This is a genomic window from Pseudomonas sp. RT6P73, from assembly GCF_054897715.1.
Window position 1 is genome coordinate 5171147 of record NZ_JBUBUV010000002.1, and the last position, 21320, is coordinate 5192466.

Here is a 21320-nt window from a genome sequence, read left to right on the forward strand (position 1 = left end):
ACGCGCCGACCGCAACGGGATAATGCGCGCCACTCGGCGCCAAGCGCCACGTAAGGTCGTCGCGTTTTTCTGCGACTCGCCGCGTCAAGGAAGCCCGCAGGGGCGGGATGAATGCCTGTGATCAATTTCAACATCGCCCAATGGCGCGCATGGGCGCCTGGGCTCGAAAGCGTGGACGATTGGCAGGCCTGGAGCCGACAACCGGTCGTGCCCCAGAGCAGCGATGCCGCCCCCGACGTGTCTTTTCTGCCGGCCATGCAGCGCCGGCGGCTCAGCCGTCTGGCGCGGATGGCGTTCAGCGTTGGCTGGCCCTTGGCCGATGGTCGCCGGGACCTACCGTTGGTCTTTATTTCTCGGCATGGCGAAACACCCCGCACGTTCGAAATCCTCAGTGATCTGGCAGCAGAGCAACCGTTGTCGCCGACTCAATTCAGCTTGTCGGTGCACAACGCAGTCATTGGGCTGTGGTCGATCCTTCGCGGTGAAACCAGCGAGATGACCGCCCTTGCCGCCGCCGGTGACGGCCTTGAAAACGGCATGCTAGAGGCCGCGGCGCTGCTTGCAGAAGGCGCGCCTGCCGTACTGCTGATCGTCACCGAAGAACAACCGCCCGAAGCCTATTCGGCCTGGATCGACGACGTGCCGTTCCCCTATGCCGTTGGTCTTTTGCTGACAACGGGTACCGACTGGCAGTTGTCCCTGAACAGCACTTCGGATGCGTTGTCCAACGCCCACTGGCCCCATGCCCTGAATCTCTTGCGTACCCTGCTTGGCCAGCAGACTACCTGCCAACATGCCTGGAAAAATCGTGTATGGACCTGGCAACGCAACCTGTAACCGAAAAAAACCGCGACGCCTATTACTGGCGTCTGCTGGCGACCGCCGCAAGCTTCACCCTGTTCGGGTTGGGCGGGCTGTGCCTGCGGCTGGTGGTGTTCCCGTTGCTGAGCTGCCTGCCCGGCGATGCAAAGACTCATCGGTTACGGGCACGGCAAACCGTCAGTCGCTGCTTTTGGTTTTTTGTCCGGTTCATGGCTCGTACCGGCGTACTGACCTACGACATCCAGGGCGCGGAAAAGCTTGGTCGCCCGGGACAGATGATCATGGCCAATCACCCGTCGCTGATCGACGTGGTGTTCCTGATCGGTCTGGTGCGTCACGCCAACTGTGTGGTCAAGAACAGCCTGTGGGAGAACCCCTTTACCCGCGGTCCGCTGCGCCGCACCGACTACATCAGCAACGACGGCAGCATGGACATGCTCGACGCCGCGGCTGACGCACTGAAAAGCGGCCAGACCCTGATCATCTTTCCCGAAGGCACCCGCACCCAGCCAGGCGAACCGCCGGCCTTTCATCGGGGTGGCGCGGCAATCGCCCTGCGCGGTGCGAGAATCCTGACCCCGGTGATCATCAAGGTCAGCCCGACCACATTGACCAAGGCCGAACCCTGGTATCGCATCCCGAAACGTCGCGTGCACTTCAGTTTCCGCGTCGGGGCCGATATAGACCCACAAGCCTTTGCCGCCTGTGGTCCTGCTCCTCAGGCTTCGCGCAAGCTCAACGATTATTTGCACTCTTACTTTATTAAGGAGCTCGCCGAAGATGAGCGATCTGCACACTCTTAGTCTCAAGCACGAAATCAAAGAACTGATCATCGAATCCCTCGGCCTCGAAGACATCAGCGCACAAGACATCGGCGATGACCAGACGCTGTTCGGCGAAGGCCTGGGCCTGGACTCGGTAGACGCTCTGGAACTCGGCCTCGCAATCCAGAAAAAGTACGGCATCAAAATCGACGCCGACGCCAAGGACAACCGTAATCACTTCAACAATGTGGCGAGCCTTGCGGCGTTCGTCACCGCAAAACAGGCAGCTTGAGACCGGACCATGCAAACTCGTGACGACATTTTCAACACCCTGCGCGATGCCTTGGTCGAACTCTTCGAGCTGGACCCTGAGCGCGTGAGCCTCGAATCCAACCTGTATCAGGATCTGGAAATCGACAGCATCGACGCGGTCGACCTGATCGACCACATCAAGCGTCAGACCGGCAAGAAAATCGCCGCCGAAGAATTTAAATCGGTGCGCACCGTCAGCGACGTGGTCGAGGCAGTCTACCGTCTGGTTCAACCAGCCGCATGAGTCGACTGATCGGCCTTGGCCTGCTGCTGGCGGGCCTGTTGTACCCCTTTGCGGTGTATTTCGGCATGGAACACTTTGCTCCGTGGCAGTTCGGTCTGCTGCTGGGCAGCCTGTGGCTGGCGCGGGCGCTGCTCGGTGCGCGTCGCCCCGGCAGCCTGTGGATGGCGCTCACCGCGATTGGCTTTTGCCTGTTGCTGGCACTGTTCGACAGCCCGCTGCTGCTGCGTTGGTACCCGGTGCTGATCAGCGCGTTCATGCTCGGGCTGTTTGGCCTGAGCCTGAAAATCGGGCGGCCGATGGTTGAACGCCTGGCGCGCCTGCGTGAACCGCATTTGCCGGCCAAGGCGATTGTTTATACCCGCCAGGTGACGATCGTCTGGTGTGTGTTTTTCCTCTTTAACGGTTTGCTCGCCGCCGCCCTGACTCTTTGGGCGCCGCTGAGTTGGTGGATGTTGTACACCGGCCTGATTTCCTACGGATTGATGGGCCTGCTGTTTGCCATTGAATGGCTTATACGACAACGGGTACGAGGCCACCCATGAATTGGATAAAACTTGAGCAACTGTTGCTCAAGGCTCAGCCGGAACGTGCCGTAACGGCCGAACCGGCGTTGAATCACGCGCACCTGTGCGAACAGGCGTTGAGCCTCGCGGCCGGCCTGCAATCCCAGGGCGTGCAGCGCATTGCCGTGCACCTTGAAGACGCCGCTGACTTGGCGATTGCCCTGCTCGGCGCCTGGCGTGCCGGGGTCAGCGTGCTGCTGCCTGCCGACCTCCAAGCGCAGACTCGCCAACGCTGGTCGAGTGAAGTCGATCTGTGGCTGACCGATCAGGCAGATGACGCGCACCTCATCGATTATCGGCATCCGCCCATGTCCCCCGCCGTACTGGACCTGGACACCTGCCAGCTGAGCCTGTGTACATCCGGTTCCAGCGGCGAGCCCAAGCGCATCGACAAAACCCTGCGTCAGATGGCCAATGAAGTTCAGGCGCTGGAGCAGCTCTGGGGCGCCGATCTGGGCCAGGCGTGCATCATCGGCAGCGTCGCCACCCAGCACATCTACGGTCTACTGTTTCGGGTGCTTTGGCCTTTGTGCGCCGGGCGCTCGTTCGTACGCAAGCAACTGGCTTTCCCGGAAGACTTGCAGCGCGCCAGCCGCGAACACCCGGCGTTCGCCTGGGTCGCCAGCCCGGCGCTGCTCAAGCGCATGGGCGACAATCTCGACTGGCCCGCATTGAGTGCGGTTCGCCGAGTATTTTCCTCCGGCGGCGCGTTACCGGCCGAGGCCGCGCAAAGCCTTTACGAACGTTTGAACCAATGGCCGACGGAAATCCTCGGCAGCTCGGAAACCGGCGGCATCGCCTGGCGCCAGGGTCACGATCTCTGGCAGCCGTTTGCCGGCGTCGAGCTGAGTCAAGACAGCGAGGGCGCGCTGTTGATCGCCTCCCCCTATTTGCCCGCCGGCCACATCGAACACACCGCTGATGCCGCCAGAATCGCTGCCGACGGCCGATTCGAACTGCTCGGACGGCTGGATCGAATCGTCAAACTGGAAGAAAAACGTATCTCGCTGCCAATGCTGGAAAAGGCGCTGATGGATCATGACTGGGTCGCAGAAGCACGCCTCGGAGTGGTCCAGGAAAACCGCGCCTCGCTGGGTGCGTTGCTGGTGCTGACGGACGCGGGCCTGCACGCTTTGCGCAATCAGGGCCGACGCACCCTCACGCAAGAATTGCGTCAGCACCTGAGCCAGCATTGCGAAGCCCTGGCCCTGCCACGACGCTGGCGATTGCTGCGGCAGTTGCCCTTGAACACACAAGGCAAACTGCCTCAGGCCGACGTCGAAGCCTTGCTGCTGGCCCCTCGCCCCAAGGCGCCGGAAGTGTTGGAGCAGGTTGAAGTCGAGGGTGAGTGGAGCCTGCAACTGGCAGTGCCGCCGGACTTGGCTTACTTCAGCGGACACTTCCCCCAAACGCCGGTTCTACCCGGTGTGGTGCAGGTCGATTGGGCCATGAGCCTCGGCCAACAATTGATGGACCTGCCGGCCAGATTCGCCGGCATGGAAGTGCTGAAGTTCCAGCAACTGGTGCGCCCGGGCGATGAAGTCCAACTGCACCTGCGCTTCGATCAGGAACGCAGTAAATTGTATTTCGCCTACCGCAATGAAACCGCGACCTGCTCCAGTGGGCGGATTTTGCTGGAGGCGGCCTGTGGATAAGTTGAAGTCCCCTGTAGCAGCTGCCGAAGGCTGCGTCCGAGTGCGAAGCGCTCGCATGGCATCCACCACCATTGTTCTGAGAAACCGCAAATACCGGTTTACGACCGCTTCGCGGCCGGACGCAGGCTTCGCCAGCTGCTACATGGGTGAGGTGTGACTCGGTATGCATAACCCCTGCGCAATCATTCCGGTTTACAACCACGAAAGCGCGATTACCACGGTGGTCGACGCGCTGATCGCCAGGGGCCTGCCGTGCATTCTGGTGGACGACGCCAGCGATCAATCCTGCGCCAGGGTGCTCGACCAACTGGCCCAGCGTGAGAGGGTCAACCTGATCCGCCTCACCACCAACCAGGGCAAGGGCGGTGCCGTCATGACCGGCCTGCGCGAAGCCTCGCGACTGGGCTTCAGCCACGCTTTGCAGGTGGACGCCGATGGCCAACACGACCTGCAAGATGTCGCGACCTTCATCGAACAATCACGCGCTCATCCCAACGCGGTGATCTGCGGCTATCCGCAATACGACGCCAGTGTGCCGAAAGGCCGTTTGTACGCCCGCTACCTGACGCACGTAATGGTCTGGATCAACACGCTTTCATTGCAGATCCGCGATTCCATGTGCGGTTTCCGCGTTTACCCATTGCCACCGACCCTGGCGCTGATCGACTCGGCGAAGATCGGCAAGCGCATGGATTTCGACTCGGACATCCTCGTGCGGCTAGCCTGGCGCAATCTGCCGATGCAGTGGCTGCCGACCAGGGTCCATTACCCGCTGGACGGTGTCTCGCATTTCCGTATGTTCCACGACAATGTGCTGATTTCGAGCATGCACACCCGGCTGTTCTTCGGCATGTTGCTGCGGGCGCCGGTGATCCTCTGGCGGCGGTGGCGAGCATGAGCAGCAACGTCGATAAAGAACACTGGGCCGACCGTCAGGAGCGCGGCAGTTTCTGGCTGATGAAGCTCACCGCGTTCGGCGCCAAAGTGCTGGGCCGGCGGCTGCTGAGTCCGCTGCTGTACGGCATCGTCCTGTACTTTTTCCTGTTCGGTCGCAGCGCCCGCCGCAGCGCCTGGCAATACCAGCAGCGCCTTGCGGACTGGAGTGCCCGGCCTGAATTGCGTCCGACCCACTGGCGAGTGTTCGGCCAGTTCATGGCCTTCGCCGATTCGATGCTCGATAAACTCGATGTGTGGAACGGCAAGCTGAGCATCGACCACATCGAAATCGTCGACCCGGCGCTGCTGCGCACTCAGCTGCGCGGCACGCGTGGGCAGATGCTGGTGGGCGCACACCTGGGCAATCTCGAAGTCTGTCGCGCCCTGGCGGAAATCGGCGAAAAAGTCACCATGAACGTGCTGGTGCACACCAAGCACGCTGAGCAATTCAACCGTTTGCTCGGCGAAGCCGGTGCGACCAATCTACGGCTGATTCAGGTCAGTGAGCTGGACCCGGTGATCATGCTGCAACTGCATGAACGCCTGGAACGCGGTGAGTGGCTGGCGATTGCCGGCGACCGCGTCCCCCTGCATGGCGGGCGCAGCGTGACCGTGGACTTCCTCGGTCATCAGGCCGCGTTTCCTCAAGGGCCGTGGTTGCTCGCCGGCTTGCTGAAATGCCCGATCCATCTGCTGATGTGCCTGAAGAAACCGACGGGCCAATACCGAGTGACTCTCGAACCGTTTACCGAAGCCGTGGCGTGGAAACGCAGCGACCGCGAGCAGGTCATTCATCAGTGGGCTTCGCGCTACGCCGAACGCCTGGGTCACTATTGCCTCGAAGCGCCCCAACAATGGTTCAACTTTTACCCTTTCTGGAAGACCGATGACGACGCCAACGCTTGAGCCGGTAACCTTCGGCGAACTCCCTTTGCGCATCGAAGACGTGCTGGCCGCGGCCAACCGTCAGGTGCCGACGCAGTTGCAAAGCGACCCTGCGTACCGTGAGCGCATCGCCAAGGGCGCGCGATTCCTCGATTCCCTGCTGGACAAGGAAGGCGTGATCTATGGCGTGACCACCGGTTACGGCGACTCCTGCGTGGTCGCGGTGCCGCTGCATCACGTCGAGGCGTTGCCCCGTCATCTGTACACCTTCCACGGCTGCGGCTTGGGCAAATTGCTCGACGCCCAGGCCACTCGCGCCGTCCTGGCCGCGCGTTTGCAGTCGCTGTGCCACGGCGTGTCCGGGGTGCGCGTGGAGCTGCTGGAGCGCCTTCAGGCGTTTCTCGAACACGACATCCTGCCGCTGATCCCGGAAGAAGGGTCGGTGGGCGCCAGCGGTGATCTGACGCCGCTGTCCTACGTCGCCGCGACCTTGTCTGGCGAGCGCGAAGTGATGTTCCGTGGCGAACGCCGGCAAGCCGCCGACGTCCATCGCGAACTCGGCTGGACACCGCTGGTGCTGCGCCCGAAAGAAGCGCTGGCGCTGATGAACGGCACCGCCGTGATGACCGGCCTCGCCTGCCTGGCCTACGCCCGCGCCGATTACCTGCTGCAATTGGCCACCCGCATCACAGCGCTGAACGTGGTCGCGTTACAAGGCAATCCCGAGCACTTCGACGAGCGCCTGTTCGCCGCCAAACCGCACCCGGGGCAGATGCAAGTCGCCGCGTGGTTGCGCAAGGATCTGGCGATCGACGCGCCGACCGCGCCGCTGCATCGCCTGCAAGACCGCTACTCGCTGCGTTGCGCGCCGCATGTCCTCGGCGTCTTGGCCGACAGCCTGAACTGGCTGCGCTCGTTCATCGAAATCGAGCTCAACAGCGCCAACGACAACCCGATCATCGACGCCGAAGCCGAGCGTGTGCTGCACGGCGGGCACTTCTACGGCGGCCATATTGCGTTCGCCATGGACAGCCTGAAAAACCTGGTGGCCAACGTGGCCGACCTGCTGGATCGCCAACTCGCGCTGCTGGTGGATGAGCGTTACAACCATGGATTGCCGAGCAATTTGTCCGGCGCCACGGCCGACCGCGCGATGCTCAATCACGGCTTCAAGGCTGTGCAGATCGGCACCAGCGCCTGGACCGCCGAAGCGCTGAAAAACACCATGCCGGCCAGCGTCTTCTCGCGCTCCACCGAATGCCACAACCAGGACAAGGTGAGCATGGGCACCATCGCCGCCCGCGATGCGATCCGCGTGCTGGAGCTGACTGAACAAGTCGCCGCCGCCACCCTGCTCGCCGCCAACCAAGGCGTGTGGCTGCGCAGCAAGGCCGAGGACGCACGTCCGCTGCCGCCAGCGTTGGCGGCCATGCACGAAGCGTTGGCCAAGGACTTCCCGCCGGTCATCGAAGACCGTGCACTGGAAGGCGAATTGCGCCTGTGCCTCAAGCGTATCGCCGAGCAACACTGGAGGCTGCATGCGTAGTAAGGGAGTGCTTCACACCGATACGGAAATCCTCGTGCCGTTCTTTGATGTCGACACCATGAACGTCGTCTGGCACGGCCATTACGTCAAATACCTGGAAGTCGCCCGTTGTGCGCTGCTGGACAAGATCGGCCACAACTACACGGCGATGGTCGAGTCGGGTTACGCATGGCCGGTGATCGACCTGCAATTGCGTTATGTGCGCGGCGCGGTGTTCGGCCAGAAGCTGAATGTGAGCGCCAATCTGGTGGAGTGGGAGAACCGTCTGAAGATCAATTACCTGATCAGCGATCTGCAAACCGGTGAGCGCTTGACCCGCGCCAGCTCGGTGCAGGTTGCTGTCGACATGGCCAGCCGCGAGATGCAGTTGGCCTCACCGAAGATCTTCACCGATGCCGTAGAAAGGATGCTCGCATGAACCTGCTGACAACCCTCTGTAGCAGCTGCCGAGCCCGCGAGGCTGCGTTCGGCGGCGAAGCCGTCGCAAAACCTGTGATTGCGGTACAGCAGAAAAACCGCAGGGCGACTGCTGCGCCCGAGCGCGGACCGGCCGACGCAGGCTTCGCCAGCTGCTACAGGATTGTGGTGGCGCTGGTATTAGCGCTGGGGTTTTCTTCGTTGGCGCAGGCGTTTGATTTGCAACAGCTCAGCGAGCAATTGGCCAAACCTGATGTAATTCACGGCAATTTCATTCAGGAAAAACATCTGCGTGCGCTGCCTAAACCGCTGACCAGCAAGGGCACGTTCGTCCTCGCTAAAAACCACGGTTTGCTGTGGTTGCTGAAAACCCCGCTGCAACAGGATTACCGCATCAGCGCCAAAGGCATTGCCCGACGTGACGCCAATGGCTGGCAAACGCTGCCGAGCAAGAGCGCTGGCGCCGAGCAGAACCGCTTGTTCCTCGCCGTGTTGCAAGGTGATAGCAGCGGGTTGCAGCGGGACTTCGAACTCTCGCTGAGCGGCGATGCGCAGAATTGGAAGCTGACACTGATCCCGCGTTCATTGCTGCTCAAGCAAGTGTTCAACCAGATCAACATCACCGGCAGCGAATTGGTGCACAGCATCGAACTGCTGGAAACCCAGGGCGACAGCACCCTTTTGCGCATGCAGGACAGCACCAGCGCCCAACCGTTGAGCGACGCGGAGCAACATGACTTTGCCGAGTGAACGCAGGCTTCCGTGGCTGTTTCTGATCCTGCTGCTGGCGGTGCTCGCGCTCGCCGGTTGGCAATGGCGCGACGGCGCACCGCTGTCGGCCAACCTGATGGACTTGGTGCCGGGCACGGCGCCGGACGCGCTGGAACTGCGCGCCGAACAACGCATGCAAGAACCGCTGAACCGAGAAATGCTGGTGCTGGTCGGTCATAAAGATCGCCCGCAAGCCATCGCCATGGCGCAGAAACTGGGCGAGCAGTGGCATGCCAGCGGTTTGTTCGAGAAGGTTCAGTGGAACCTGCAAGCCGACTTGCCGGCGCTGCGCACGCAACTGCTGCAAGGTCGACTGGCAATGCTCTCGGCGATGGACCGGCAGCAACTGATCGAGCATCCCGACGCCTTTATCCAGCAGCGCGTGCAAGCGCTATTCGACCCTTTCACCGGTTTCAGTCTGGTACCGAGCCAGGATGACTGGCTGGGCCTGACCGGGCGCATCCAGAACAGCCAGCCGCAACACGGCGCCGTGCAACTGGACATCGGCAGCGGTGCACTGGTCGCCGATGCCGACGGCAAGAGCTGGGTGTTGCTGCGGGCAAAAACCACCGGCAACGCCTTCGACATGAGCCTGCCGCTGCAAGTGGCCGACCTGCTCGAACACAGCCGCGAAGAAGCCGCTCAGGCCGACGTGCAATTGCTCGCCGCCAGCGGTCTGCTGTACGCGGCCAACGGTCAGCAACAAGCCACCCGCGAGATGACGTGGGTCGGTGGCGGCGCCACCGTCGGCATTCTGTTGCTGCTGTTGCTGGCCTTCCGGCGCTGGCGTGTCTTGCTCGCTTTCGTTCCGGTGCTGGTGGGCATGCTGTTTGGTGCCGTTGCGTGCGTGGCGCTGTTCGGTCACATGCATGTGATGACGTTGGTGCTGGGTTCGAGCCTGATCGGCGTGGCCGTCGATTACCCGCTGCATTACCTGTCGAAAAGCTGGAGCCTGAAACCCTGGAACAGCTGGCCGGCGTTACGCCTGACCCTGCCCGGCCTGACGCTGAGCCTGATCACCAGTTGCATCGGCTACCTGGCCCTGGCCTGGACACCGTTCCCGGCCCTGACCCAGATTGCTGTGTTCTCCGCCGCCGGCCTGCTCGGCGCCTACCTGTCAGCGGTGTGCCTGTTGCCAGCGCTGCTCAAGGGCGTGAACCTGCGACCGGCGCGCTGGCCGCTGCGAGTCTGCGAGTGCTTGCTGAACCTGCGAGAAGCGCTGCTCAAACACGTGAGTACGCCGGTGTTGCTGGCGTTGCTGATTGCCTTCTGCGTCGGCGGTCTGTTGCAGCTCGAGAGCAAAAACGATATCCGCCAGTGGATCGGCGCGCCCCAGCAATTGACCGACGAAGCCCGGACCATTGCGCGCATTACCGGCTATCAGCCGACCAGCCAGTTCTTCCTGGTACGCGCGGCCAATCAGCAGGAACTGCTCGAGCGCCAGACCGCGCTGAGCGAGCGGCTGGATCAGTTGGTCAACCTGGAAAAACTCAAGGGTTACCTGTCGCTGAATCAACTGGTCAGCCAACCGAGCGATCAGCGCAAAGTGCGCGACGCATTGAGCAAGTTGCCGCAGTTCTGGCAGCCCTTGCTCGACCTCGGCGTACCGGCAGAAGCACTGCAGGCGGAGCTTGCAACGTTGCAGGCACTGCCCGTCGAAGACATCGACGCATCGCTGGTCGGTCCGCTGGCGGAACCTTATCGCACTCTGTGGCTGGGGCCGACCGATGACGGCGTGGCGGCGATGGTCAGCCTGCAAGGCTTGAACAACCCTGCGCTGTTGCGGGTTCAGGCGCTGGACTTGCCGGGCGTTGAACTGGTCGACCGTCTCGGTGAATTGAACAGCGTTTTCGCGGCGACACAGATCAGCGCGGCGGAGCTGAAACTCGCCTCCTGCGTGTTGATCGTGCTGGTGCTGATCCTGCCCTTTGGCTTCGGTGGTGCGCTGCGTATCGTCTCGCTACCCTTGCTCGCCGCGCTGTGCAGCCTCGCCAGTCTCGGCTGGATGGGCCAACCGTTGACCCTGTTCAGCCTGTTCGGCCTGTTGCTGGTGACGGCAATCAGCGTCGATTACGCGATCCTCATGCGCGAACAGGTCGGCGGGGCTGCAGTGAGCCTGCTGGGCACCTTGCTGGCCGCGGTAACCACGTGGCTATCATTCGGTTTGCTGGCGGTGTCCAGCACGCCGGCGGTGAGCAACTTCGGTCTGTCGGTGAGCCTCGGCCTGGCCTTCAGCTTCATCCTTGCGCCGTGGGCCGGACGCCAGGTACATGCCGCCACCGTCGCGGAGCCGGCAGCATGATGATCGCCTTGTTTTGGCTGATGGCCCTGGCGATGTTCGCCGTGGCTACCCGTGTGGGCCGGCACTTCGGCCTGATCCCGATCGTCAGCCAGTTGCTGCTGGCGACCTTCGGCCTGCCGTTGTTGATGTACTTCTGGATCGAGCCGGACTGGCAACTCAGCGGCGCCGAGCTGATCTCGCCGGTGTGGCTGAAAAACTTCTACAGCCTGGGCTTTGCCTTGTTGCTGGGAAACATCCTCAGCGATGTGATCGACCTGCGGCTGGATCGCCAGAGCCTGAAAATCGCCCTGCCGAGTTTCTGTATTCCGTTTGCTTGCGGGCTCGTCACGTCGGTGTGGCTATTGCCGCCGCAACCGTGGATCAGTTCGCTGGCGGTCGGTCTGGTGTTCGCCATCACCGCTATCCCTGTGTTGTTTTTGTACCTGCGACACATCAACTACCCGCCCGACGCAACCCGGCGCCTGGTGCAAACCGCGATTCTCATCGACCTGACGTGCTGGACGCTGTTCGGCTTTGCCCAAGGCAGCCTGCACCTGAGCAGTCTGCTGCTGCCGCTGGTTGGCGCCTGCCTGCCTGTGCTCCTGCGCCTGCTCGGGTTGCGACAACCGTTGTTGCACACCGGCTGCTTCTTCGCGCTGCTAGTGGTTGCTGAACACTTCAAGCTCAACGCACTGATTTTCGGCATCGGTTATCTGCTGTGCATGGCCGCGCTGAAAGTGCCGCTGGTGTTGCCGTTGCCGGTGATCTGGATGAGCCGTTTACAGACATGGATCGCCATACCGCTGATCCTCACGTTCGGCATCGTGCAGATCAATGTCCACGCTGCGATGGCCAGTCTTGGTTGGGTGCAATTGGTAGCGCTGTTGCTGTTGCCGATTGCCAGCAAACTGCTGGGTAACTGGCTCGGCCTCGGCTGGGCGGGCGCGTCGTTCGAAGGCGCCAGTCGCTGGCGCGAAAGCCTGCTGCTGAACATTCGTGGCTTGAGTGAAATCGTCTTTCTCAACTTGCTGCTGCAACAACAACTCATCAGCCCGGCGCTGTACTTTGCGCTGATGGTGATGGGCCTGATAGCCACACTGCTGCCGGCACTCGCCGGCATGCACCAATCCCCATTGAAAATCGCCGCCCCGGCAAGGAGCCCCCGTGCCAACAGTTGAAATGGAACGTCGCCAGGTTGTTGTCATCGGCGCGGGTCCTTCGGGCGCCATTGCCGCTGCGCTGCTCAAGCGCAAAGGTCACGACGTGCTGATGATTGAACGCCAGCACTTCCCACGGTTTTCCATCGGTGAAAGCCTGTTGTCGCACTGCCTGGATTTCGTCGAAGAGGCCGGCATGCTCGAAGCGGTGAACGCCGCCGGGTTCCAGTTGAAAAACGGTGCCGCGTTCGCCTGGGGCGAGCACTACAGCGCCTTTGATTTCGGCGACACGTTCAGCAACGGCAAGCCGACTACCTTCCAGGTCCAGCGTGCCGACTTCGACAAATTGCTGGCCGATCAGGCCGCACTGCAAGGCGTGGAAGTTCGTTATGGCGAAGCCATCGTCAGCGCCGATTTCGACCTGCCGAAACCGCAGCTCGATGTACAGCGCGAAGATGGCAGCCAGTACCGTGTCGAAGCCGATTTCGTGCTCGATGCCAGCGGCTACGGTCGCGTGCTGCCACGTCTGCTGGACCTTGAGGCACCGTCGAATTTTCCGGTGCGCCAGGCCGTATTCACCCACATCGAAGACCATATCGACAGCCCGACCTTCGAGCGCGAAAAAATCCTCATTACCACCCATCCGACCCACCGCGACATCTGGTTCTGGACTATCCCGTTCAGCCACGGCCGATGCTCGGTGGGCGTGGTCGCGGCTGCCGAACACTTCGAAGGGCGCATGGAGAATCTGGACGAGTGCCTGCGCGGCTTCATCGCTGAAACCCCAAGCCTGGCCGGCGTCCTGAAAAATGCCGTGTGGGACACCCCGGCGAGGACCATCGGCGGCTACTCGGCCAACGTCAAAACCTTGCACGGTCCGGGCTTCGCGTTGCTCGGCAACGCCGCAGAATTCCTCGACCCGGTGTTCTCCTCCGGCGTGACCATCGCCATGCGCTCGGCGAGCATGGCTGCCGGCGTTTTGCATCGGCAACTGCAGGGTGAAAGTGTCGACTGGCAGACCGAGTTCGCCGCACCGCTCAAGCGCGGCGTCGATACGTTCCGCTGCTACGTCGAAGGCTGGTACGCCGGGACTTTCCAGGATGTGATCTACCATCCGGGCAGCTCAGCGGAAATCCGCCGTATGATCAGTGCGATCCTCGCCGGTTACGCCTGGGACGAGCGCAATCCGTTCGTCAGCGAACCCAAGCGTCGGCTGCGCGTGCTGTCGGAACTCTGCGCAAGAGATGTCACATGATCCGTTCCCTGCTTCTGGGTTGCCTCCTGCTGCTGAGCGCTTGCGCCAGCCAGGCGCCGCTGCCTGGGCAAACCGAAAACCTGCCGTTGCCGCAGCAATTGCACATTCAGCGCTTACTGGCTGATCAGCGTCAGGACTGGGTGCTGGTGATTGCGCGTGAAGGCCCCGGCATTCGCTGGTCGATGATGGACTTGCTGGGCATTCCGCAGGCACGCCAGAAACTGATCGATGGCCAGTGGCAAGCCGACGGCCTGTTGCCGCCGAATCCGGAAGCCCAGGAGTTGTTCGCCGCATTACTGTTCGCGCTGACCCCGCAAAGCGAATTGCAGGGCAGCTACCCCGACGCCTGGCAACATGGATCGCTACGTTCCCTGCCCGCTCGCTGGGACGTACATTACTTGCAACCTCTGAGATTTGAGTTGAACCTGCCTAAAGGTCCGAAGTACCTGGTCACGCCTCTGAGCGGTGAAACGCCATGACCGCTTACCTGAATGCCCTCGGGGTGATCTGCGCCCTGGGTCGCGACAAACAGGAAGTCGCCCGCCACCTGTTTGCCGGCGATTGCTCCGGCATGCGCAGCGAGTCTGGCTGGGTGCTGGAGCGGTCGTTGCCGGTGGCGGCGGTGCGTGGCGAACTGGCGCCGATCCCGGCCCACCTGGCAGCGCAAAGCAGCCGCAACAACCAATTGCTGCTGGAAGCCGCGCTGCAGATTCGCGACGACATCGATTCGGCGATCCAGACTTACGGCCGTGATCGAATCGGCGTGATTCTCGGCACGAGCACTTCGGGCATTGATGAGGCCAGCCGTGGCCTGGCCCATTACATCCGCGAACATGAATTCCCTGCCGACTACGACTATCAGCAGCAGGAACTCGGCGCGCCGGCCAACTTCCTCGCCGACTGGCTGCAATTGAGCGGCCCGGCGTATGTGATCTCGACCGCCTGCACCTCCAGCGCCCGGGCGCTGATGAGTGCCCAGCGCCTGCTGGACCTGGGGCTCTGCGACGCGGTCTTGTGCGGCGGTGTCGACAGTTTGTGCAAGCTGACCCTCAACGGCTTTTCGGCCCTGGAAGCGGTGTCCGAGCAGCGTTGCAATCCGTTTTCGGTCAACCGCAACGGCATCAATATCGGCGAAGCCGCCGTGCTGTTTCTGATGAGCAAAAAGGCCGGCGACAGCCAGCCGATTGCCCTGCTCGGCAGCGGCGCCAGTTCCGATGCGCACCATATCTCCGCGCCGGAACCGACCGGCCGTGGTGCCCTGCAAGCGATGAGCAAAGCCCTCAACCGCGCGCATTTGCAACCCGAACAAATCGGCTACCTGAACCTGCACGGCACCGCGACCCAACACAACGACGCGATGGAAAGCCTGGCAGTCTCGGCCCTGTTCCCGCACGGCGTGCCCTGCTCGTCCACCAAGCCAATGACCGGTCATACGCTCGGTGCGGCCGGCGCCCTGGAAGCAGCGTTCTGCTGGTTGAGCCTGAGCACAGGCAACCACGAACATGCCCTGCCGCCACACGTTTGGGATGGCCAACCCGACCCCGACTTACCGGCCTTGCAATGGGTGACCCTGGCCGATCGCCTGACGTCCATTGCACCTCGCTATCTGATGAGCAATTCCTTTGCCTTCGGTGGCAACAACGTCAGCCTGATTATCGGAGACGCCCCATGATTGACTGGCCGCTCGCCGAACTGCTGCCGCACGCTGGCGACATGATCCTCATCGATCAGATCCTGGCGTTCGATGACGAGCAGATTCACACCCGCCTCACCGTTAAGCCCGGGGGCCTGTTCAACCGTCCCGACGGCAGCCTGCCGGCGTGGGTCGGCATCGAACTGATGGCCCAGAGTGTCGCCGCCTACGCCGGCTGCCATGCGCGCCAGCGCGGTGATGCGGTGGCGCTGGGGTTTCTGCTCGGCACCCGAAAATTCGAATGCAACGTGGAGTACTTCCCCGCAGGCACCGATCTGACCATCCACGGGCTGCGCTCACTGGAAGACGACAACGGCATGGGCGTATTCGAATGCCACATCAACGCCCCCGGCATTCACGCCACCGCCCGCCTGAACGTGTTCCGTCCGCCACAGGCCGCTCAATACCTTCATGAATCCCAAGGAGCCCAGTGATGACTGAGTCCGTACTGGTCACCGGTTCCAGCCGTGGCATCGGCCGCGCTATTGCGTTGCGTCTGGCCCAGGCCGGGCATGACATCGTCTTGCATTGCCGCAGCGGTCTGGCCGACGCCATCACCGTTCAAGGCGAAATCCAGGCGTTGGGGCGCAATGCTCGAATTCTGCAATTCGACGTCTCCGACCGCGCCAGCTGCAAAGCCATCCTCGAAGCCGATGTGGAAGCTCACGGCGCCTATTACGGCGTGGTGCTGAACGCCGGCCTGACGCGCGACGGTGCTTTTCCGGCGCTGAGCGAGGATGATTGGGATGTGGTGATGCGCACCAACCTCGACGGTTTCTACAACGTGCTGCACCCGGTGATGATGCCGATGATTCGGCGCCGTGCAGCCGGGCGGATTGTCTGCATCACTTCGGTTTCCGGGTTGATCGGCAATCGTGGCCAGGTCAACTACAGCGCTTCCAAGGCCGGTTTGATCGGCGCGGCGAAAGCGCTGGCGATCGAACTGGGCAAGCGCAAAATCACCGTCAACTGTGTCGCACCCGGCCTGATCGACACGGCGATGCTTGATGAGAATGTGCCGGTGGAAGAACTGATGAAAATGATTCCCGCACAGCGCATGGGCACCCCGGAAGAGGTGGCCAGCGCGGTGAATTTCCTGATGTCGGCGGAAGCGTCGTACATCACCCGGCAGGTTCTGGCCGTCAACGGAGGCCTGTGCTGATGAAGCGCGTCGTCGTCACCGGCATGGCCGGCATCACTTCACTGGGCAGCGACTGGGCCACCATCGCCGGCCACTTCGCGGCCAACCGCAGCGGCATTCGCCGGATGGACGAATGGGATCGGTTCACCGAACTCAACACGCGCCTGGCCGGCCCCATCGACGATTTCAAAGTCCCGAGCCACTGGACCCGCAAGCAGCTGCGCAGCATGGGTCGGGTCTCGCGCCTGGCCGTAGGCGCGTCGGAACAGGCGCTGGCCGACGCCGGACTGTTGGGTAACCCGATCATCAAGGACGGGCGCATGGGCGTCGCCTGCGGCTCGTCCACCGGCAGCACCGATGAGATCAAGGCATTCGGCAACATGCTGCTCAACTCGGTGGCCGAGGGGCTGAACGCCAACTCCTACGTGCGGATGATGCCGCACACGACAGCGGCAAATATCAGCATCTTCTTCGGCCTCACCGGCCGGCTGATCCCGACGTCCAGCGCCTGCACCAGCGGCAGCCAGGGCATCGGCTACGCCTACGAATCCATCAAGTTCGGCCGCTTGCCGCTGATGCTTGCCGGCGGCGCCGAAGAGCTCTGTCCCACCGAAGCCATGGTGTTCGACGCGCTCTACGCCACCAGCCTGAAAAACGATGCCCCGCAAACCAGCCCGCGCCCTTACGACAAAGGACGCGATGGCCTGGTGATCGGTGAAGGCGGCGGCATGCTGGTGCTCGAAGAGCTCGAACATGCGTTGGCACGCGGTGCGCACATTCATGCCGAACTTGTCGGTTTCGGCAGCAACGCCGACGGCCAGCACACCACCCGCCCAGAGCAGGTCACCATGCGCCGGGCCATGGAACTGGCACTGGAAGACGCCGGGCTGCAACCGTCAGACATCGGATACGTGAATGGTCACGGCACGGCTACAGAACAGGGCGACATTGCCGAAACACTGGCCACCAGCGCGTTGTTCGGCGAGCACATGCCGATCAGCTCGCAGAAGAGCTTCCTCGGTCACACCCTGGGCGCCTGCGGTGCGCTGGAGTCCTGGTTCAGCATCGAAATGATGAACCGCGATTTGTACGTGCACACGTTCAACCTCGACGAGGTCGATCCGCATTGCGGCAAGCTCGACTACCTGCGCGGCGAGTTTCGTCAGATGAGCAACGAGTACGTGATGAACAATAATTTCGCCTTTGGTGGCGTCAACACCTCGTTGATTTTCCGTCGCTGGTCGTAAGCAAATTTTATCCGGGTCAAGGAGACCTCCATGCACTTCAAGAAACTCGCTGCCACCGCCACCCTGCTGATCTGCGCCCTTCCGGCCGTCAGCCAGGCCCGCGACACCCCGGTGTACCTGCCCTTCGACAAAGCCGTCGCCGAAGCCACCCGCACCGGCAAAATCGATGGCAGCGTGAAGTTCTACCTGGCCGGCAATACACCGACTGGCAACGTCACCGTACTCAGCGCGGGTGCCGTGACCAACAAGAAAACCAACGCCTTTAACAAGTCTGACGAAGTGGCCTGCGAATGGGTCGCGCAATCGGCAATCATCAGCTTGTTCCAAGCGGCCAAGAGCACCGGGGCCAATGCGGTGACCAACATTGTCAGCTTCTACAAAAGCAATGAGCGTAAAGACGCCAAGAACTATGAATGCCACGCCGGGGCGATCATGGCGGGTGTTGCGTTGAAAGGGGATTTGGCGAAGGTTCAGTAACACTGGAAACGACAAAGGGCGCCTTTCGGCGCCCCTTCACAAACAGGTCGGCTTGTCATCGCCCTGTACCTGTCTGGCTCTGCGATGGCTGGTTGCCCAGGATCCTCAGAGTCTCACAAGCCCCTTTCGGGAACGGGAGGAGTATTGCTTAAGTCACCACTAGTCGTCTTTCTTCTTTTCGTTTGACTCAGGTACTGGCGTGTAACTTCAGTCCTAAAGCCTTCATAACTTTAAGAATGGTACCGAATTCCGGATTGCCTTCACCCGAAAGTGCACGGTAAAGGCTTTCCCGAGAGAGCCCCGCATCCCGTGCGACCTGGGTCATGCCTCGAGCACGCGCAATAGTCCCAAGTGCTCTGGCGATAAATGCTGGATCATCCCCCGCTTCTTCCATGCTAGCGTCAAGATAATTGGCCATGTCCTCTTCGGTCTTGAGGTACTCGGCAGAGTCCCAGCGAGTGAATTGTTCGGTCATGGGTTTTGCTCCTGCCAGGATTTTGCAATGAGCCTGGCCTGTTTGATGTCACGTGTTTGGCTGCTTTTGTCACCTCCGCATAGAAGGATGACTAACTGACGACCTTGCTGCATGAAGTAGACCCGATAACTGGGGCCGTAATCGATACGGATTTCACTCAACCCTTCCCCGATGGCTTTGACATCACCGAATTGCCCATCGGCCATACGATCGATTCGCACCTGAATACGCATCCTGGCGCGGCTGTCGGCCAGCTTCAATAGCCAGCCAGAAAATGTTGAGCTTCGAAGGATCTCGGTCATGCAGCGAGTGTAGCTCTTGAGCCACACCTCCTCAACCAGGAATTTTAATCAGCCGAAATTATATGATCGCGAAACAGTCACGACTTCAACGGTTCAACCTTCCTCGTCAACAACTCCACAAACGCCTTGGCCATCGGCGATTTCTGGTCCTTGCGCTGCACCAGCCACACCGCCGACACCGCTGCCGGATCGAGCAACGGCCGGTACACCACGCCGTCAATGCGCATCCGCTGATAAGACGCCGGCAGCACCGACACGCCCAACCCCGCCGCCACCAACCCGATAATAGTCATTGCCTCGCCCGCCTCTTGCGCGAAGTGCGGGCTGAAGCCGGCATCCCGGGCCAGGCTGAGTAACTGTGCGTACAGACCACTGCCATAACTACGCGGGAAAAACACGAACGGTTCGAGGGCCAATGCCGAGAGGAACAAACCTTCTTCGGTGCCGTTCACTAGCGGATGTTTAGAGCTGAGCACCGCCACCAGCGGCTCACGCATCAATTCCACGACGCTGAGGGAATCCGGCAATCCAAGCGGCCGCATGATGCCGACTTCGATCGACTCATCCACTAGCGCATCGGCCACCTGGGTGCTGCTCATTTCCCGCAGATTTAAATGCACCGCCGGGAAGCGCTGGCGGAACGAGAAAATCGCCTGGGGAATGGTCGAGTTGAACGGCGCCGACGAGGTGAAGCCGATTTTCAGTTCGCCCAACTCACCCAACTGCGCACGTCGTGCCACATCGGCCGCTTTGTCGACCTGCGCCAACACCAGTCGCGCCTCTTCCAGAAACAGACGACCGGCTTCGCTGAGCTCGACCCGACGATTGGTGCGCTCGAACAGCCGGGCGCCAACCTCTTGCTCCAGCGCCTGAATCTGCTGGCTCAGCGGCGGTTGCGAGATGCCCAATACCTGAGCGGCGCGGCCGAAGTGCAGTTCTTCGGCGACGGCGATGAAGTAGCGCAGGTGACGCAATTCCATGAAAACTCCATTAGGTCGTTAAACCTATCAAACAGGTCGAACAATATATTGGATTGAATCATTAGGCAGCTATATGCTTTTTTCATTGCCTGACCGGCTGCGCCCTCCGAGGTCCGAAGTGAAAACTGCTGTCGCCCCCCTTGCCCATGAAGTTTCGCCCGCTGCGGCGGACGATGTTGTCGCCGAATTGAAAGAGATCTACATCGAGAAAGGCACACCGATGTTCATGCGCACGGTGCTGGCGCTGTTCTCCGGCGGCTTCGCGACCTTCGCTTTACTTTACTGCGTGCAACCGATGATGCCGCTGCTGTCCCACGAGTACTCGATCAACGCGGCGCAGAGCAGCCTGATCCTGTCGGTGGCCACCGGGATGCTCGCCATCGGCCTGCTGATCACCGGCCCGATCTCCGACCGTGTCGGACGCAAAACGGTGATGGTGGCGGCCTTGTTCGCCGCCGCGCTGTGCACCATGGCCAGTGCGATGATGCCGAGCTGGCAAGGCGTGCTGGTGATGCGTGCGTTGATCGGGTTGTCGTTGAGCGGACTGGCGGCAGTTGCCATGACCTACCTGAGCGAGGAGATCCACCCGCAGCACATCGGTCTGGCAATGGGTTTGTACATCGGTGGCAACGCGATTGGCGGGATGAGCGGCCGCTTGATCACTGGCGTATTGATCGACTTCGTCAGCTGGCACACCGCGATGCTGGTGATTGGCGGTCTGGCGCTGATCGCAGCGACGGTGTTCTGGAAAATCCTCCCCGCATCACGCAACTTCCGCGCTCGCTCGCTGCACCCGCGCAGCCTGCTCGACGGCTTCACCATGCACTTTCGCGACGCCGGTCTGCCGCTGCTGTTTCTCGAAGCCTTTGTGCTGATGGGTGCGTTTGTCACGCTGTTCAACTACATCGGTTATCGCTTGCTGGCGGAGCCGTACCACATGGACCAGGTCTTCGTCGGCCTGCTGTCGGTGGTGTACCTGTCGGGCATCTACAGCTCGGCAAAAATCGGCTCTTTGGCCGATCAACTGGGCCGGCGCAAAGTGCTTTGGGCGACGATCGTGCTGATGCTCGCCGGCCTTGCCCTGACCATGTTCACGCCGCTGCCAGTGGTGATTATCGGCATGTTGATCTTCACCTTCGGCTTCTTTGGCGCGCATTCGGTGGCCAGCAGCTGGATTGGGCGTCGGGCGGTCAAGGCCAAGGGGCAGGCGTCGTCGCTGTACCTGTTCAGCTATTACGCCGGGTCGAGCATTGCGGGGACGGCGGGCGGGGTGTTCTGGCACCTGGGTGGGTGGAACGGGATCGGGATATTCATCGCTGCGCTGCTGGTAATTGCGCTACTGGTGGCGTTAAAACTGGCGAAGCTACCGACCCTGCCGGGCAATCAACCCGCCTGAG

The 21320-nt window shown here is 61.6% G+C and carries 24 protein-coding genes; 21 read left to right on the forward strand and 3 right to left on the reverse strand.

Annotated elements, in window-relative coordinates; all coding sequences use genetic code 11:
* Positions 1 to 111: 111 nt before the first annotated feature.
* The 20 genes from ACYZT6_RS23910 (at position 112) to ACYZT6_RS24005 (ending at position 18166) form a co-directional block, all read left to right on the forward strand.
* Entirely contained in the window at positions 112 to 837 is a 726-nt protein-coding gene (locus ACYZT6_RS23910) for a beta-ketoacyl synthase chain length factor (RefSeq protein WP_462028893.1), read from the forward strand.
* Positions 813 to 1625 carry a lysophospholipid acyltransferase family protein gene (locus tag ACYZT6_RS23915; RefSeq protein WP_462028894.1) on the forward strand — a complete coding sequence of 271 codons (813 nt, stop codon included), beginning with the start codon at positions 813 to 815 and terminating at the stop codon, positions 1623 to 1625. The genes ACYZT6_RS23910 and ACYZT6_RS23915 overlap by 25 nt, the downstream gene beginning before the upstream one ends.
* Positions 1603 to 1878, forward strand: a complete 276-nt coding sequence (locus tag ACYZT6_RS23920) for a phosphopantetheine-binding protein (RefSeq protein ID WP_462028895.1) — start codon at positions 1603 to 1605, stop codon at positions 1876 to 1878. Before ACYZT6_RS23915 ends, ACYZT6_RS23920 begins: the two co-directional genes overlap by 23 nt.
* A 9-nt stretch (positions 1879 to 1887) precedes the next feature.
* Positions 1888 to 2142 (forward strand): acyl carrier protein, encoded by a 255-nt coding sequence (locus tag ACYZT6_RS23925; RefSeq protein WP_007992314.1) that lies wholly within the window; start codon positions 1888 to 1890, stop codon positions 2140 to 2142.
* Complete coding sequence (locus tag ACYZT6_RS23930) at positions 2139 to 2684, forward strand: COG4648 family protein (protein WP_462028896.1); 546 nt, start codon at positions 2139 to 2141, stop codon at positions 2682 to 2684. The genes ACYZT6_RS23925 and ACYZT6_RS23930 overlap by 4 nt, the downstream gene beginning before the upstream one ends.
* Positions 2681 to 4360, forward strand: coding sequence for an AMP-binding protein (locus ACYZT6_RS23935; protein ID WP_462028897.1), 1680 nt, complete (start codon positions 2681 to 2683; stop codon positions 4358 to 4360). The genes ACYZT6_RS23930 and ACYZT6_RS23935 overlap by 4 nt, the downstream gene beginning before the upstream one ends.
* Positions 4361 to 4523: 163 nt before the next feature.
* On the forward strand, positions 4524 to 5258 hold the full coding sequence (locus tag ACYZT6_RS23940; RefSeq protein WP_462028898.1) for a glycosyltransferase family 2 protein: 735 nt from the start codon (positions 4524 to 4526) through the stop codon (positions 5256 to 5258).
* Entirely contained in the window at positions 5255 to 6202 is a 948-nt protein-coding gene (locus ACYZT6_RS23945; protein WP_462028899.1) for an LpxL/LpxP family acyltransferase, read from the forward strand. Before ACYZT6_RS23940 ends, ACYZT6_RS23945 begins: the two co-directional genes overlap by 4 nt.
* Positions 6183 to 7727 carry an HAL/PAL/TAL family ammonia-lyase gene (locus ACYZT6_RS23950; protein WP_462028900.1) on the forward strand — a complete coding sequence of 515 codons (1545 nt, stop codon included), beginning with the start codon at positions 6183 to 6185 and terminating at the stop codon, positions 7725 to 7727. The genes ACYZT6_RS23945 and ACYZT6_RS23950 overlap by 20 nt, the downstream gene beginning before the upstream one ends.
* Positions 7720 to 8145: an acyl-CoA thioesterase gene (locus ACYZT6_RS23955; RefSeq protein WP_462028901.1), complete on the forward strand. Its 426-nt coding sequence runs from the start codon at positions 7720 to 7722 to the stop codon at positions 8143 to 8145. The genes ACYZT6_RS23950 and ACYZT6_RS23955 overlap by 8 nt, the downstream gene beginning before the upstream one ends.
* Positions 8142 to 8894, forward strand: coding sequence for an outer membrane lipoprotein carrier protein LolA (locus ACYZT6_RS23960; protein WP_462028902.1), 753 nt, complete (start codon positions 8142 to 8144; stop codon positions 8892 to 8894). Before ACYZT6_RS23955 ends, ACYZT6_RS23960 begins: the two co-directional genes overlap by 4 nt.
* Positions 8878 to 11217, forward strand: coding sequence for an MMPL family transporter (locus ACYZT6_RS23965; protein WP_462028903.1), 2340 nt, complete (start codon positions 8878 to 8880; stop codon positions 11215 to 11217). Before ACYZT6_RS23960 ends, ACYZT6_RS23965 begins: the two co-directional genes overlap by 17 nt.
* Complete coding sequence (locus ACYZT6_RS23970) at positions 11214 to 12374, forward strand: cation:proton antiporter (RefSeq protein ID WP_462028904.1); 1161 nt, start codon at positions 11214 to 11216, stop codon at positions 12372 to 12374. Before ACYZT6_RS23965 ends, ACYZT6_RS23970 begins: the two co-directional genes overlap by 4 nt.
* Positions 12361 to 13608 carry an NAD(P)/FAD-dependent oxidoreductase gene (locus ACYZT6_RS23975; RefSeq protein WP_462028905.1) on the forward strand — a complete coding sequence of 416 codons (1248 nt, stop codon included), beginning with the start codon at positions 12361 to 12363 and terminating at the stop codon, positions 13606 to 13608. Before ACYZT6_RS23970 ends, ACYZT6_RS23975 begins: the two co-directional genes overlap by 14 nt.
* On the forward strand, positions 13605 to 14087 hold the full coding sequence (locus tag ACYZT6_RS23980; RefSeq protein ID WP_462028906.1) for a hypothetical protein: 483 nt from the start codon (positions 13605 to 13607) through the stop codon (positions 14085 to 14087). Before ACYZT6_RS23975 ends, ACYZT6_RS23980 begins: the two co-directional genes overlap by 4 nt.
* Positions 14084 to 15280 carry a beta-ketoacyl-[acyl-carrier-protein] synthase family protein gene (locus ACYZT6_RS23985; RefSeq protein WP_462028907.1) on the forward strand — a complete coding sequence of 399 codons (1197 nt, stop codon included), beginning with the start codon at positions 14084 to 14086 and terminating at the stop codon, positions 15278 to 15280. Before ACYZT6_RS23980 ends, ACYZT6_RS23985 begins: the two co-directional genes overlap by 4 nt.
* On the forward strand, positions 15277 to 15735 hold the full coding sequence (locus ACYZT6_RS23990; protein WP_462028908.1) for a hotdog family protein: 459 nt from the start codon (positions 15277 to 15279) through the stop codon (positions 15733 to 15735). The genes ACYZT6_RS23985 and ACYZT6_RS23990 overlap by 4 nt, the downstream gene beginning before the upstream one ends.
* Complete coding sequence (gene fabG / locus ACYZT6_RS23995) at positions 15735 to 16463, forward strand: 3-oxoacyl-ACP reductase FabG (protein WP_462028909.1); 729 nt, start codon at positions 15735 to 15737, stop codon at positions 16461 to 16463. The genes ACYZT6_RS23990 and fabG overlap by 1 nt, the downstream gene beginning before the upstream one ends.
* A complete protein-coding gene (locus tag ACYZT6_RS24000) occupies positions 16463 to 17689 on the forward strand; it encodes a beta-ketoacyl-ACP synthase (RefSeq protein ID WP_462028910.1) in 1227 nt (408 codons plus the stop codon). Before fabG ends, ACYZT6_RS24000 begins: the two co-directional genes overlap by 1 nt.
* Before the next feature lie 30 nt (positions 17690 to 17719).
* Positions 17720 to 18166 carry an excinuclease gene (locus ACYZT6_RS24005; protein ID WP_462028911.1) on the forward strand — a complete coding sequence of 149 codons (447 nt, stop codon included), beginning with the start codon at positions 17720 to 17722 and terminating at the stop codon, positions 18164 to 18166.
* A gap of 187 nt (positions 18167 to 18353) precedes the next feature.
* Here the strand turns inward: ACYZT6_RS24005 and ACYZT6_RS24010 are convergent, their stop codons facing one another.
* The 3 genes from ACYZT6_RS24010 to ACYZT6_RS24020 form a co-directional block, all read right to left on the reverse strand.
* On the reverse strand, positions 18354 to 18641 hold the full coding sequence (locus tag ACYZT6_RS24010) for an addiction module antidote protein (protein ID WP_131061443.1): 288 nt from the start codon (positions 18639 to 18641) through the stop codon (positions 18354 to 18356).
* Entirely contained in the window at positions 18638 to 18943 is a 306-nt protein-coding gene (locus ACYZT6_RS24015; RefSeq protein ID WP_462028912.1) for a type II toxin-antitoxin system RelE/ParE family toxin, read from the reverse strand. The genes ACYZT6_RS24010 and ACYZT6_RS24015 overlap by 4 nt, the downstream gene beginning before the upstream one ends.
* Positions 18944 to 19020: 77 nt before the next feature.
* The gene (locus ACYZT6_RS24020) at positions 19021 to 19923 is read right to left on the reverse strand and encodes a LysR family transcriptional regulator (RefSeq protein ID WP_462028913.1); all 903 of its coding nucleotides are present in this window, start codon (positions 19921 to 19923) and stop codon (positions 19021 to 19023) included.
* Between the two features lie 118 nt (positions 19924 to 20041).
* On the opposite strand from ACYZT6_RS24020, the gene ACYZT6_RS24025 reads away from it, so the two are divergent.
* Positions 20042 to 21319: an MFS transporter gene (locus ACYZT6_RS24025; protein WP_462028914.1), complete on the forward strand. Its 1278-nt coding sequence runs from the start codon at positions 20042 to 20044 to the stop codon at positions 21317 to 21319.
* Position 21320 lies beyond the last annotated feature (1 nt).

Bases quoted from the DNA above. Each gene is read 5' to 3' on its own strand.
- ACYZT6_RS23910 (WP_462028893.1), top strand. From the start codon at position 112: ATGCCTGTGATCAATTTCAACATCGCCCAATGGCGCGCATGGGCGCCT.
- ACYZT6_RS23915 (WP_462028894.1), top strand. From the start codon at position 813: ATGGACCTGGCAACGCAACCTGTAACCGAAAAAAACCGCGACGCCTAT.
- ACYZT6_RS23920 (WP_462028895.1), top strand. From the start codon at position 1,603: ATGAGCGATCTGCACACTCTTAGTCTCAAGCACGAAATCAAAGAACTG.
- ACYZT6_RS23925 (WP_007992314.1), top strand. From the start codon at position 1,888: ATGCAAACTCGTGACGACATTTTCAACACCCTGCGCGATGCCTTGGTC.
- ACYZT6_RS23930 (WP_462028896.1), top strand. From the start codon at position 2,139: ATGAGTCGACTGATCGGCCTTGGCCTGCTGCTGGCGGGCCTGTTGTAC.
- ACYZT6_RS23935 (WP_462028897.1), top strand. From the start codon at position 2,681: ATGAATTGGATAAAACTTGAGCAACTGTTGCTCAAGGCTCAGCCGGAA.
- ACYZT6_RS23940 (WP_462028898.1), top strand. From the start codon at position 4,524: ATGCATAACCCCTGCGCAATCATTCCGGTTTACAACCACGAAAGCGCG.
- ACYZT6_RS23945 (WP_462028899.1), top strand. From the start codon at position 5,255: ATGAGCAGCAACGTCGATAAAGAACACTGGGCCGACCGTCAGGAGCGC.
- ACYZT6_RS23950 (WP_462028900.1), top strand. From the start codon at position 6,183: ATGACGACGCCAACGCTTGAGCCGGTAACCTTCGGCGAACTCCCTTTG.
- ACYZT6_RS23955 (WP_462028901.1), top strand. From the start codon at position 7,720: ATGCGTAGTAAGGGAGTGCTTCACACCGATACGGAAATCCTCGTGCCG.
- ACYZT6_RS23960 (WP_462028902.1), top strand. From the start codon at position 8,142: ATGAACCTGCTGACAACCCTCTGTAGCAGCTGCCGAGCCCGCGAGGCT.
- ACYZT6_RS23965 (WP_462028903.1), top strand. From the start codon at position 8,878: ATGACTTTGCCGAGTGAACGCAGGCTTCCGTGGCTGTTTCTGATCCTG.
- ACYZT6_RS23970 (WP_462028904.1), top strand. From the start codon at position 11,214: ATGATGATCGCCTTGTTTTGGCTGATGGCCCTGGCGATGTTCGCCGTG.
- ACYZT6_RS23980 (WP_462028906.1), top strand. From the start codon at position 13,605: ATGATCCGTTCCCTGCTTCTGGGTTGCCTCCTGCTGCTGAGCGCTTGC.
- ACYZT6_RS23985 (WP_462028907.1), top strand. From the start codon at position 14,084: ATGACCGCTTACCTGAATGCCCTCGGGGTGATCTGCGCCCTGGGTCGC.
- ACYZT6_RS23990 (WP_462028908.1), top strand. From the start codon at position 15,277: ATGATTGACTGGCCGCTCGCCGAACTGCTGCCGCACGCTGGCGACATG.
- fabG (WP_462028909.1), top strand. From the start codon at position 15,735: ATGACTGAGTCCGTACTGGTCACCGGTTCCAGCCGTGGCATCGGCCGC.
- ACYZT6_RS24000 (WP_462028910.1), top strand. From the start codon at position 16,463: ATGAAGCGCGTCGTCGTCACCGGCATGGCCGGCATCACTTCACTGGGC.
- ACYZT6_RS24005 (WP_462028911.1), top strand. From the start codon at position 17,720: ATGCACTTCAAGAAACTCGCTGCCACCGCCACCCTGCTGATCTGCGCC.
- ACYZT6_RS24010 (WP_131061443.1), bottom strand. From the start codon at position 18,641: ATGACCGAACAATTCACTCGCTGGGACTCTGCCGAGTACCTCAAGACC.
- ACYZT6_RS24015 (WP_462028912.1), bottom strand. From the start codon at position 18,943: ATGACCGAGATCCTTCGAAGCTCAACATTTTCTGGCTGGCTATTGAAG.
- ACYZT6_RS24020 (WP_462028913.1), bottom strand. From the start codon at position 19,923: ATGGAATTGCGTCACCTGCGCTACTTCATCGCCGTCGCCGAAGAACTG.